The sequence below is a fragment of the Dyadobacter sp. CY327 genome (assembly GCF_021390415.1).
In the GTDB taxonomy this organism is placed as follows: domain Bacteria; phylum Bacteroidota; class Bacteroidia; order Cytophagales; family Spirosomataceae; genus Dyadobacter; species Dyadobacter chenhuakuii.
In genome coordinates this window covers 60,413-73,287 of record NZ_JAJUXJ010000001.1, presented here as the reverse complement: position 1 = coordinate 73,287, position 12,875 = coordinate 60,413, and the positions used below count along the sequence as shown (strand labels likewise).

Sequence of the window (12,875 nt, the reverse complement as noted above, 5' to 3'; positions counted from 1 at the left end):
TATGGGCGCTTAACTAAAAAGGCCCATAATGTCTTCTTGACTTAATTTTTTGATAAAACCTGATTCTCCGCCAACCAGGTCTTCCGCCAGATCTTGCTTCCGCTGCTGAAGCAAAAGAATTTTCTCTTCAATCGTATCCTTGCAAATCATTTTATAGGCAAACACTTTGCGCGTCTGCCCTATCCGGTGCGTCCTGTCAATGGCTTGCCTTTCTACCGCTGGGTTCCACCATGGATCAACGAGATAAACATAATCCGCTTCCGTGAGGTTAAGGCCCACACCTCCCGCTTTCAAGCTCATCAGGAACACCCGGCAAGTCTGGTCATTCTGGAAACGGTTTACACGGCCTGCGCGATCAACGGTTTGTCCATCCAGATACTCGTAAGGAATGTTCACTTTTTCCAAATGCTGCCGGATCAGATCCAGCATTCCCAGGAACTGACTGAAAATCAAAATCTTATGATTCGAAGCATTCTCCTCGATCTCTCTTACAATTTCTTCAAGCTTAGCCGATTCATTGCCGAAATCCTCATCACCCGACAAGATCGAAGGCGAATCGCAGATTTGCCTCAGTTTTAACAATGCTTCCAGAATCAGGAAACTGCTTTTGTTTAACCCTTCTGTTGCCAGTTTCTCGGCAATTTCCAGCCGGTATTTCTCGCGGAATGTGTCGTACACTTTTCGCTGCTTCTGACCCATTTCACAAAACAGAATGGTTTCCGTCTTGTCCGGTAAATCCGTCGCAACTTCCTCCTTCGTGCGTTTCAGCATGAATGGATACACGAGCTTGCGCAGTTCGGCAGCTTTCTCTTTATCCTGATATTTGTCGATAGGCGTCGCATATTCGCTTCGGAAAAAGTCCGCGTGGCCCAGCATGCCCGGATTCAGGAATTCAAATTGGGAATAAAGATCAAATGTATTGTTCTCCACCGGCGTTCCCGTCATTGTCAGGCGATTCTTGGCGTGCAGCAGTCGGGAAGCTTTTGAGGTGAGCGAATCAGGGTTTTTGATAGCCTGCGCTTCATCCAGCACAATGTAATTGAAATCGAATTTCCGAAGCAGCTCCACATCGCTACGCATGGTGCCATATGTGGTCAGGATAATGTCGTATTCACGGAAAAAATCAATGTCTTTCCGGCGCGCCATTCCGCGGTGCACATACAAGCTTAGGTCGGGGGTAAATTTTGCAGCCTCGGCCTGCCAATTGAAAATCAGTGTTGTAGGAACTACGACAAGGTTCGTATTTTGCGGATTCAGGTTCTTTTGCTGTTGGAGGAACGTAAGCATCTGCAAGGTTTTTCCTAAACCCATATCATCCGCAAGGCAGCCACCCCAGCCAAATTCATCCAGGAAATGGATCCACTTGTAACCCTCTTCCTGATATTGCCGCAATGTCGCATTCACATTTTCCGGCAATGCTACATTAGGGATTTGCTTGAAATTGAGGAGTTTTTGTTTCTTCTCATGAAGCTCCCGGAACACCTCTTCATTATCCGTTTCCGAAACGAGTTCGTCGATAAGTGAGAAGTGGATTTTCGACAAATGGATTTTATCTCCATTCACCCTACCGAATTGCAGCAATGGTTCCAGCTTGCTGATCCATTCGTCGGGCAAGACACCCAGCGAACCGTCCTGTAACTGAACGTAATTCTGCTTTTTCAACAATGCTTTTTTCGCATCCGCCAGGGAAACCCGCTGGTCGCCGAATGTGATTTCCACCGTCATATCAAACCAGTCGATCCCGGAGGAAGCATTCACTTTCACGGTTCCGCGGTTCGGGTTGAAGCGCATTTTTTTCAGGTCTTTGAAACCCAAAAGCTCGTATTTCTTTTTGCCGACTGCTTCTACAAAGCTGAAAAGCCATCCGCCTTTCATTACCTGATCCAGGGGAACATAGAAAAACGGCTGCCCGGTTTGGTTCGAAAAAGCCGGATTCAAGGATTTCAACCATTCCCAGACTGCATTTTCGGCAGGCAGGTCACGTTCCAGCATGGTAATCTTATTGTCTTCGAAGCCGGTTTTGCTCCGACGCTGGTCGTGCATGAAGACAACCTCGGAGCCTTCCTCGTTTTCGTCCTGATAAACAAAATTGGGAACGATCAACAGGTTAGCATCATCTTCTTTCAGATAAATTCTTGGCTTACTGAAAGTTAAAGGACGGGAAAGCACTTCGTGCCGCGTCTGGAAAATAACATCGAACTGCTCGGCAACCGGAATGATCCAATCCCGCAGAAATTCTTCCGAAAACTCTTTCCTAACCCTGATTTTATATCCCGTCTGACCCAGGTAAGCGACCATTTCGGCCTCGCTGATGCCAGCCCACCGGAAAAGTGTCTTTTCATTATGAATGCCCAGCCAGAAACTATCCAGGGAAACCACTTTTTGTAGTTCCAGGGGGCTTCCAGCTTTCAATTCAACGTATGGATTTAATGTGATAAACTCCTTATCCTCAGCAAGAACAAAGAAAAGCTTCACGGGCTCGCGATGTAGTTCCAGCTGCGTAAGCTGGTTATTGCTTGTTACATAATCGCCGTCCGCCAGATAAATGCGCTCTGCATCGAGGTCGTTAAAAATTCTGTTCAGGTTCTTCCCAACGTAGTTCCTGGCTTCATAACGTTGCTCTGAACTCACGTCATCAAAATGCAGATATGCATTGTAAGACCAGCCCTGCTTGCGGATGAATTTTTGCAAACCTTCTTCCCAATGCTTGGCAATGCGCACGAGGCGCGCATCCGCATCCGTCAGAACAGGGATTTCGTCCGCAGAATAGTAGTGGCTCGATCCGCCCGCAATGTTCTTAATGTTGGTAATCTTCTCCGATTTGGAGCTGTATTTGACCGAAAAAACACCGAAACCAATGTCCAGTAAATGATTTTTTCCCTTTGGCCAAAAAACAAAAATAGAGATCCGGTCCTCGTCCTCCTGCTGACTATCCGACGACACACTGAAAGAAACGTTCTGCGCGGGCAAAATGCGGTCCCTTAATGTTTGCCAATCCTGGTAAGGACCCACTTTCTGCAAGGCCGGATCGGCTTTGATCAGATATAAGCCGCCGTCTTCATCAAGTTTGAATTCAAACTTCCCCTTAATGTCGTCTTCCAGCGAATAGCCGTATTCCGCCAGGAGATTGTTTTTTTCAACTGTAAGATCACGCATGACTTCGAATGCGCGATCGCCGAGCTCCTCCCGCAGTTTGAGCAACGCAGCCAGCTTGTGCTGACACAAGGGGACCCACAGTTGCTGATTGCAAGTGCAGGAAGTATGGATCTGCTTGGTGCTCTTGATCCGCTGAAAATCAACTGTAAAGTCCTGTTCATTTTCGCGCACAATGCATTGAGCTTCACCTTCTTTGGCCGAAACAATGATGACATTCTGGATCGATTCCCTGTTTTTCCAGGTATCTTCCAGGACCAGATTTCTTAGTTGAAGTTCCTTGATCTCTGCCAGCTCGATCACCGTGCTGCTCATTTCATGAACAACCTGCTTGATGGTCGGCATCTTATCGAGAATGTAAAGAATGCTGGCCACGCGGTGCTTGCAAAGGCCATTTTTATCCGGGCAAGAACACTCGGTGGTGATCTGCGGCGTAAGAAAATCCCGGATATATATTTGGTAAAATTGAATAGAATAGTCGCTCTTGACCTTAAATTCGGCATTACCCGGACCATTGTAGTCGAGCTTGGAAACTTTTAATCCCCCGCTGCTATAAATGGAACGCCCTCTTGACAATACATCCTTCTCCGTCCGTCTTAATAAGAAGTTGGATAATTTCTCCTTCTTTTCGTTTTCCATTTACCCTGCTGCCATTTAAAATGCAAAAGTACGGTATGTTTCTCTTTTATAGAAATGAAGAGAAAATATATGGAAAATCTGAATTTCCGCTATTTAATATAAGGCTGATCGATAACGCCGATATGACCCGATTTGGTTAACATCGTAACAAAGTCCTGAATCTGCTTTCCGACATTGGGATACATTAATTTCTTATCCAGCTCATGGATAGGAAGCCAAACGATTTCCTCGGCAGTTGTATGGACCGGGTTCAACTTTGGATCTCCTGTGATTTTGGTATGAAAAATCATGTGCAGGGTTTCTTTTTCGATCTCTTTCCAGATCACTTCCCCGCAGATCACCATCTCATTGATATCCGACATCACGCCCAATTCCTCATTCAATTCGCGATCCAGTGCGCTTTGGAGACTTTCGCCGGGATCAGGATTGCCGCCGGGCAATGCATAAACCGCCTGATCGCCATAGCAATAGCGTAAAGTGAGCACGCGCTCATCTTGTAAAATAATGGCAGAAGGACGGACATTCATGGGTCTGGGAGTTGGTGTGCAGGATAATATAGCCCTATTATTCCTGCAAAACCATTTTTTCAATCAAAAGCATAAAAATATGGATCACCTTGATGTGGATTTCCTGGATGCGGTCCGCATAGCCAAAGTGTGGGACGCGGATTTCAATGTCGGCGGCTCCGGCCAGTTTCCCGCCGTCTTTTCCTGACATAATGATCACCTTCATGCCCTTCGCACGTGCTGCTTCGGTGGCTTTGATAATGTTCGCAGAGTTCCCGCTGGTGCTGAGTCCGAATAGCACATCGCCAGGTTGTCCGAGGCCTTCAATAAACCTTGAAAACACGTATTCGTAACCATAATCATTGCTTACGCAGCTCAAATGGCTTACATCGGAAATGGCTATGGCCGGCAATGAACGGCGGTTATCACGGTAACGGCCTGTTAGTTCTTCCGCAAAATGCATGGCGTCACAATGTGAGCCGCCGTTTCCGCAGGAGATAATCTTTCCGTTTGCCAGAATCGCGTCGGCCATTAACCGCGCTGCTTTTTCTATTTTTTCAATTTGGACGGGGTCATTCAAAAATTGGTCTAAAACCGCTTGTGCTTCTTTTAATTCCTGGCTAATAATGCTGGCGTAATCCATTTATATGTTAGATTTTTAAATTTTTATCGCTTTCAAGACGTGGGTTTTCCGTCCCGGTCCTCTATGTCGCTGCACTTCAAAACCCGCTGCCCTCAATGCCCGTTTTACAATTCCTTTGGAAGAATATGTTACCAATACGCCGCCTTGCTTGGTTTGGGCTGCTACTTGTGAAAATATTTCTGCTGTCCACAATTCAGGCTGCGCTCGGGGATCGAATGCATCGTAGTAAATAACATCAAATTTCTCGGTTGACTTAAAATTTTCGAGCCGCGAATGTTCTTTCCTCAGTATAAAGTTTTCAGAAACCGCACATTCCGCTGACCACGCGCAGTCGTGCAGGTCCATAAAGCCGGAATAACCGGTTAATGCGGCATAGTTCAAAGAAAAAGCCTCGTCCCGCGTAACGGGAAAGGCTTCTACTGCGACGTAATAAATATTCTTTTTGAGCAAGTCGGCCAGTTTCCAGGTCAGGAAAGCATTTAACCCTGTTCCAAAACCCATTTCAAAAACATAAACCGTAGATTCCGCTTGTTCAAGGATCGGACGCAAACCGAGATTAACATAAATGTGCTCTGCTTCGACCAGCGCACCTTGTAATGAATGATATTGCTGATTGTACTGTGGACTATACAGCGAATGTGAACCGTCTTCGGTTACGATGAGGCGTTCCAAGTTAAGCCGCGTATTTAATTGAATTTGGCTTAAAAGTAAACTAAATCATTCTTTTGAGGGTAATTTGGGTAAAGAAAATATCTCCCTTCCGTTTTACCAGCAAATCAATGTTCCGCCCGTCGCCGCGCTGTAAAAGCTTATAAATCTCACTGACATTCAAATCCGTAGCTGCATGATCATCTATAAACAAAAGCTGATCTCCTTCCAGAAGCCCCGCTTTACGAGCCGGTGAATCGTCGGCAATGTGGTTGACAATGTAAGAACGCAGGTCGATGCCTTCCGCACGGATCTCCATTCCACTCATATCATGCTCAAATTTTTCCCGCAAACGGCTTCTGACCGGTTTGAGCACCATATAGCTTTGCGAATAATTCATTGTTACCTTGAAACGGCGCAGCAGCTCACAGCCAATATTACCCTGCCGCGACTGCCCGGCGCGCAGTTTGGAACCAAATGCAATGCTGTCCGGAAACGACGCCACAATGTTGTCCATCGTAAAACGGCCCAGCCGCAGCCGGTCTATCCTGCCGAGATTGCCGTTAATCACCCCATTCAAACCACGTCCCAACTGCGCCCGGATGACCTTTTCAGGAAGCCTGAATGATTCTTTCGGCGTGTTATTGAGCAACAATGCATGTCCGGCTCCGGTATCGATCAAAACCCGGATCGGGTGCTCTCGGCCGTCTGCAAAAAGGGTTACGGCATCTGTAAACGGCTTGGTATCTTCAATGATCAGCGGGTGCTTGTCGCCTTTTCTTGTCTTATAACGATATTTATCGGGGCGCATCAATATCAGTTCTTTCTTCGAGAAGTCGATGGTAACCACAAAGTTGTTGAAAATTTCGTAGCCAAAAATACCGTGAACTGGCACGCCGACATATTCTGAAAGTCTTAAAAAATCATCTTCCAAAACGACAATGTTCTGGTGATTGGCTTTGAGGCGGCCCATAGAAAACCGGTTATCGATTGCCACATGCGCAGAAATGCTGCTGCCTTCACCGGCGCCGGTCAGGTTTACTTTCCTGGTCAGGCGCAGCTTGTCCGGTTTGAGAATGTGGGGGTCTGTAATAATGATGGAACTTACTCCCGTGTCCAGAATAAAGCGGAGGGAGTCGGTGTCGTTAATCTTTGCATACAAAAGGATCAGGTTTGAATGCAGCTCAAAAGGGATGCGGGTGGATTTGTGATTTTTATCCAAAAAGTAGCCATACTTCTCCTCGGAAACGGGGGGCACATCTTCTGATTTAGCAAATGCTATGCTGCTCGTAAAAAGTATGATTGCTACAAATAACCACTTAGACGTTTTCATCGTGGCCTCCTTTCTTTAAAATGCTAAGTTCTGAACTCCGGTAGAAACATTATAGAACACGTTGATTATAAATGGCTTAACTCTGTCTTTATTATCCTCGGTGAACAGTAAGTGCCGAAAACGGCACGATCGGTTATCTAAGTAAAATTAATGCATTTTATCTCAATTAAACACAAAAAAATCTTTATATGTGCAAAGTTTCTGACATTTTTCAGAACATTTATGGATAATAATGTAAATGAGGAAATTATGGTAATTTTGTTGCGTTAAAAGGCGTTTTTCACAATAAAAATTTTCTCATGCGAAAAAAAATTGTTGCAGGTAACTGGAAGATGAACAAAGTTCTGGATGAAGCAGTTGCGCTGACTTCCGAACTCGTTAATATGGCGAACGATGAGGTTCAAGGTGATGTAAAAGTGATCCTTTGCCCTCCTTCCATTTATCTTACTACTATCAAAAAATATCTGGAAAGCGCCCCAAACTTTGCCCTGGCTGCACAAAACTGTTCAGACAAGGTCTCGGGTGCATATACGGGAGAGATTTCGGCACAAATGCTGCAATCGATCGGTGTGGAATATGTGCTGATCGGACACAGCGAGCGCCGTCAGTATTTTAATGAAGACAATGCGCTTCTGGCCAGCAAAGTGAATACTGCTTTGGAAAATGGCGTTTCACCGATTTTCTGCTGCGGCGAATCGCTGGATCAGCGTCAGAATGAAGATTATATCGGATTTGTAAAAAACCAGATCACAGAAAGTCTTTTCCATCTTTCGGAAGAACAATTGCTTTCAGTTGTGATCGCTTACGAGCCGATCTGGGCGATCGGAACGGGCTTAACGGCTTCGGCGGAGCAGGCGCAGGAAATGCACGCGGCTTTGCGTCAGCACATTGCGTCTAAATATGGTGAAGCTGTTGCGGAAGAAATTTCTATCCTGTACGGTGGAAGTGTTACAGCAGCAAGCGCTCCCGAATTATTCAGCTCCCCGGACATCGACGGTGGCCTGGTAGGTGGCGCATCCTTGAAATCCAGGGAGTTTACAAACATCATCAAGGCGAGATAAGCACATTACATTTGGGTAACCACAAATTCTACCCGTCTGTTTTTGCTGCGTTCGACTTCGGAGGTGCCTTTTGCCAATGGGCGGGTGCCTCCGTAGCCTTTCGCCTCGATCCGGTCGGCAGCGATGCCTTTTTCAACTAAATAGCTCCGCACCGATTCTGCTCTTTTTCGGGACAAATCCAGGTTTTTGTCAAAGTCACCCACATTATCCGTGTGGCCCTCAACGCGGATTTTCATACTCTCGCTTTCTTTCAGCAAATCCACGAGCGTGTTCAGCTCTTCGTAGGATTCGGGCAGCAGGTCCACTTTTGATGTTTCAAAATACACATTCGGCAAGCTGATCGTCTCGCCTACTGCCATTTTCCCGGCTTTCATTTTTTCCAAACCACTTTTTGGCTGTTCCACCGCAACCGGCTCTTCGGCTGGCTCCTGTTTCTCTACCACTTTTGGCTTTGGTGCGGGCTGAACGGGCTTTTTAACTGGCTTTTCTACTTTTGCAGCTGCCTGCGGGGCTTTGGCTTCCTTTTTCAGCGGGTTTTTAATGTGGATGCCATAAAAATTCCACGACTGGCTTCCTCCAGTGCTACGCCCTTCATAAAAGTCAAAAACCTCAATTCCAGGATCCAGACGCTCAAAATAAGCCACGAAATTAACGGTGTCGCCGGGCATAATCTCTTTTGATCCCGAAGTAGGGATGTTGTCCGCTTTGATAAACTTGAACTTTATATCTATTTCTCCGGGCTTGTAAAGCCGGGTTTCCGGATCGAGCCAGATAGCACCGGCATTAGGCTGCTGAAATTGCTGCTGCTGTTTCCTGGGAATAGGGAACGGAAGATTACGCGGCTGGACCTGCATTGCCTTTTTTTCAACAAACTGAAAATGGATAATGGTCTGCTGGTCGGTAAGTTCTACACGCCTGATCTTCACATATGGCACAGACTGCTCCTCAACCTTGGGGTTATTCGTGATTTGTCCAAAACCCGGACTGAATGAAAATACAATGGCAACTGCTCCTGCCAAAAGCACTTTGAAATTCATGACATTACATTTTTAACTTTTTAAAACTAACTGCAAGAACGTCCTAACATTCCTGATAGTTTGTTAAAATTTGTTAAACAATGTAACTCATTGATTGTCAGAAATAAAGGCAGACCAAAATTGCGGATCGTAACGCTCCCAGGCGTGGCATCCGAAAGGCAGGTTGTGCTGCGTGATCTCATATGTCGCAGCTGGGCTTTTTTCAAAAGCAAAACCCAGCGCCTCGTGCCAGGAAGGGAGTTTAAGAAACAATTTCATAGGAATTAATCGCGTTGCTTCCTGCGAAAAAAGCATATCCTCGTTCCCGACCCAGGCCGGATAAACTGCATTATAAATTTTCAGATAGCGAATAATAGCCGGAATGCGCCTTAATGATAATCCACCATTGAACACAACTCGGTGCGTGGAAAGCGCATCGGCAAATTGCTGGTAAGCCCCTGCTCCCAGTGCGTCAAGCGCAGGCATATGCAGCGAGGGCGCTCCTACATAATCAAAACCTTTGGCACACCACGCCAAAAGTGAATCCTGGAAAACGTAAGCGTCTAGCTGATAGATCAGTATGTATTCGTAGGCGAGAAATGTTTTGTAAAAATCAATAGAGATCATGAGCCGGTTGTAGGCTGCAATGTCTTTGAAGAATGCGTCGTCGAAGCTAACGAGCTCAATGTTCGGGTATGCCTCTGTAACAGCATTCAAATCCAGGCTCGCCGGTTTGACTATTTTGACAGGATAATTTCCCAAAACCTTCATGCATTGCTTCAATGACAGTTTTTCATTCTCATTCATCACCGATTTATAAACCGGGATAACAACTGCAACGGAAGATTTTGATTTGCTTGATTTCACTATAACCGGATCATTTATTCGAGTAAGTCGCCCATGGCAGGCAACCACCAATCTTTGCTGCTGAAACGATAATGGCCCTGAATGATGTGGCTGGCAACCGTGGGAAGGCGCAAAAGCCGGTTATCGGGCAATGCGGCGCGTTTAAAAAAGTGCTTCTGCGCAAGGTCCAGCTTGGCCAGTTTTTCCTGCGGCACAAAAGGGAGTGCCTGCAAAAGCCTGTACATTCCGAGCAGTTTTTCTCCTTTTTCCTTCAATGGGATCAATTTCTTGGTGCGGTCGCGTTTCAGCCGGTCTTTGAGCTGAACTTTGTCCACTCTATTTCCAAACCCAACCTGCTGGCTGGCGTGAATGCGATAGTAAATGAGTGTTTCGGGAATAAAATCAATTTTACATTCGAGGCTGAGCACCATGGCCATCCAGGCGTCGTGAATGAGGTCAGGAACATTGGTTGGAAATGGCATCAACCGCGCCAGACACGATTGTCTGATCGCTAATGTTGCCCCCGTCACGATAAAACCTGTGAAAAGGATCTCATGCGCTTTGCCATTTTTCCACCTATTCTGCTTTTTTGAATCAAATTCAATTTCCTCCCAGATTGTGCTGCCGACTGGCTTTGAATCGTCGTCCATTTTCATGGCGTCGCAGAAAACGGCATCTTTATCGGGATTTGCATTCAGATAATCCGCCTGTTTCTGAACGCGGTCGGGGCGCCATTTGTCGTCCTGATCGCAAAGGAAAATAATGTCACCCGTGCATAGGGATAGGCATTTCTCGAAATTTTTGGTCGAGCCGAGGTTCGTTTCGTTGGTATGAATGTAAACCGGAAAAGCGCTTCCTTCGGCAAATGACTTGATAATTTCAATGGTATTATCTTTCGACCTGTCATCACAAACAACCAACTCATCAACCGGCAGTGTCTGATCAGCAATGCTCTTCAACTGCTCGGACAAATATTTTGCCCCGTTGTAAGTACACAAAGCCACTGAAATCATAAAAAATCTGCAAAAGAATTTAAAAAACGCTGCAAGTTAGCAGTCAATTTACACTATCCACAACTGCGACCTCAGTTTTGAACGGTTTCTGTGTCCTGGAATTCATTTAAATCAGGAATCTTCACCACATTATTGTCGATCGCCCATTGCAGCGCCTCGGAGGAAGGCTTCGCTTCGTTGAAATGAATGAGGCGCGTTTCGGGATCGCTCTGCCAGGCAATCACTCTTTGGGCCAGGTCCTTGTTCATTTCTTTCAACGCTTTTCTATTATTGACATAAACGACTCCCCAAAGCAGCACGCCCGCCCACGCCAGAATCCGTAAATGCCGAATGCGCAGTATTTTAAGGTCAAGAAAAATAAGCATCAGGATCACCGGAATGGTCGCCGTGAAAAACATATAGCGCGGCGCCACACCACCAAAAGCCTGGTACTCAAACCTTGAAACGGATATCACAAAGCCCGTGAGTATGGGCATGGAAAGCATGCAGTATAGCAACGGATTACGGCGCGGATAACCTTTAAAAAACAACCATATCCAAACCAAAAGCACCGTCGTACCCAGGATCATGCAAAAATTAATGTTGATATCGGAGTTGGTAGCCGGGTTAACATAGGCAAAACTGCCAAGGAAAGTCAGGAGCAGGCTTTTCATCCAGTTGAAGTTGAAAGGAACGTCGCGCTCAACAACCACTTGTGCGCCCAGAACGAATGTAACCCACAGTAAAACAGCAGAAATGACCGTCCAGGCAACCAGTTGCGGCCATTTCTTTTGAACCGACAGCATAAATCCCCCCAGCAGCAAGCCAAGAAACCCGTTTCCAAAAGAAAAAACCGCGATAATGACGAACAGGGCCGCCAGGAAAAAATGCTTGCTTTTAATGGTTTGTGATTTATTCAGGAAAAAAAGGCTCAGGAAGCAGAAAAGAAAAACCGCGTAATGCTGGCTTCCGGCCCAGTAATAAAATGAAACCTGCCAAAACCCCAGACTGAACAAAAATACCGAGGCAAAAAGAATGCTTTCAGCATATAGCAGCCTGTTGTTGTCCATAATCACCAACATTAATATGAAAAAGCAAAGCAGCATCAGATTTTGAAAAAAAACGAGATTGGCAAAATCAACCTGGTGAAAAACGCTGAAATATGCTGCGGCGGCGAGCCTTGTTATGATGATCCGGTGCTCATTGTGTCTTCCAAACAGGATTTCAACCTTTCCTTTGGCAGTATAGTCGTCGAAAAAGATGCGTTTGATAAATCCGATGGTCGTGTCGTAGTCGTCGAAAGACGGCATGTTGAGCGTGTTGGAGAAAAGCGTCACACAGAAGACCAAAAAGATAGCAATGCTTAAACTGATAGAAAGATATTTAGGCATATCTGATATTTTTGTCAAAAGCGAAGGAATATTGAGTTGTATAAAGTTAACCGCGTATTCCTGGATTGTAAATTTAAGTATGTTAAACCTACTTTATGGCATTACCCGATCAACTTAAAAAAGCGATTATCCAAATGCCGGCCAAAGAAAAGGATAAGCTGCTGCTAAGGCTGATCACGAAGGATAAAACGCTTTCGGACCGGCTGCACTTTGAGCTGATCGAAGACAGCGCCACCATTCCCGAGCGGCGGGAGGAAATTATCGGCCGCATTACCAGGACTTCGAAATCCAACCAAAATACGCCCGGCTGGGTTTTAATGGATATGCGGAACCTGAGCGGCGATATTTCTTATCATGTGAAGGTTACTAAGGATAAAATCGGGAGCATTGAGCTTAACTTGTTCTTGATGAACACTTTCATGGAACAATATGCGGATATATTGAAAACCTATTCTTCCCGTGCAGACACTTGCGCGCTGTATCTGGCCAAAAAAGCGCAGGTGATTTTGAATGCATATAATAAGCTCGACGAAGATTATCGCGTGGACTACATTAAGGACACCAATCGCATGCTAGCCTCGCTTTATACGCTTTGTTCCAAAATGTATGCGCGCCAGATGGAAATCCCGAAACAACTGGAACATTAA

The 12,875-nt window shown here is 45.8% G+C and carries 11 protein-coding genes; 2 read left to right on the top strand and 9 right to left on the bottom strand.

What is annotated here, in order from left to right; genetic code table 11:
* Window positions 1-9: 9 nt before the first annotated feature.
* From LZG74_RS00360 to LZG74_RS00340, 5 genes are all read right to left on the bottom strand, one after another.
* Window positions 10-3,792 carry an SNF2-related protein gene (locus tag LZG74_RS00360; RefSeq protein ID WP_233794690.1) on the bottom strand — a complete coding sequence of 1,261 codons (3,783 nt, stop codon included), beginning with the start codon at window positions 3,790-3,792 and terminating at the stop codon, window positions 10-12.
* Window positions 3,793-3,881: 89 nt separating this feature from the next.
* Window positions 3,882-4,319, bottom strand: a complete 438-nt coding sequence (locus LZG74_RS00355) for an NUDIX domain-containing protein (RefSeq protein WP_233794689.1) — start codon at window positions 4,317-4,319, stop codon at window positions 3,882-3,884.
* Between the two features lie 37 nt (window positions 4,320-4,356).
* Window positions 4,357-4,941: a D-sedoheptulose 7-phosphate isomerase gene (lpcA, locus tag LZG74_RS00350; RefSeq protein ID WP_233794688.1), complete on the bottom strand. Its 585-nt coding sequence runs from the start codon at window positions 4,939-4,941 to the stop codon at window positions 4,357-4,359.
* A gap of 15 nt (window positions 4,942-4,956) precedes the next feature.
* Window positions 4,957-5,613, bottom strand: a complete 657-nt coding sequence (gene mnmD, locus LZG74_RS00345) for a tRNA (5-methylaminomethyl-2-thiouridine)(34)-methyltransferase MnmD (protein ID WP_233794687.1) — start codon at window positions 5,611-5,613, stop codon at window positions 4,957-4,959.
* A gap of 40 nt (window positions 5,614-5,653) precedes the next feature.
* A complete protein-coding gene (locus LZG74_RS00340) occupies window positions 5,654-6,922 on the bottom strand; it encodes an aspartyl protease family protein (RefSeq protein ID WP_233794686.1) in 1,269 nt (422 codons plus the stop codon).
* A 299-nt stretch (window positions 6,923-7,221) separates the two neighbouring features.
* On the opposite strand from LZG74_RS00340, the gene tpiA reads away from it, so the two are divergent.
* A complete protein-coding gene (gene tpiA, locus LZG74_RS00335) occupies window positions 7,222-7,983 on the top strand; it encodes a triose-phosphate isomerase (protein ID WP_233794685.1) in 762 nt (253 codons plus the stop codon).
* A 5-nt stretch (window positions 7,984-7,988) separates the two neighbouring features.
* On the opposite strand, the gene LZG74_RS00330 is transcribed toward tpiA, so the two are convergent.
* From LZG74_RS00330 to LZG74_RS00315, 4 genes are all read right to left on the bottom strand, one after another.
* Complete coding sequence (locus LZG74_RS00330; RefSeq protein ID WP_233794684.1) at window positions 7,989-9,020, bottom strand: OmpA family protein; 1,032 nt, start codon at window positions 9,018-9,020, stop codon at window positions 7,989-7,991.
* An 87-nt stretch (window positions 9,021-9,107) separates the two neighbouring features.
* Window positions 9,108-9,866 carry a DUF5672 family protein gene (locus tag LZG74_RS00325; protein WP_233794683.1) on the bottom strand — a complete coding sequence of 253 codons (759 nt, stop codon included), beginning with the start codon at window positions 9,864-9,866 and terminating at the stop codon, window positions 9,108-9,110.
* 14 nt (window positions 9,867-9,880) lie between these two features.
* The gene (locus LZG74_RS00320) at window positions 9,881-10,858 is read right to left on the bottom strand and encodes a glycosyltransferase family 2 protein (RefSeq protein WP_233794682.1); all 978 of its coding nucleotides are present in this window, start codon (window positions 10,856-10,858) and stop codon (window positions 9,881-9,883) included.
* A gap of 71 nt (window positions 10,859-10,929) precedes the next feature.
* On the bottom strand, window positions 10,930-12,228 hold the full coding sequence (locus LZG74_RS00315; protein ID WP_233794681.1) for a hypothetical protein: 1,299 nt from the start codon (window positions 12,226-12,228) through the stop codon (window positions 10,930-10,932).
* Between the two features lie 95 nt (window positions 12,229-12,323).
* Between LZG74_RS00315 and LZG74_RS00310 the strand changes: the two genes are divergently transcribed.
* On the top strand, window positions 12,324-12,875 hold the full coding sequence (locus tag LZG74_RS00310; RefSeq protein ID WP_233794680.1) for a hypothetical protein: 552 nt from the start codon (window positions 12,324-12,326) through the stop codon (window positions 12,873-12,875).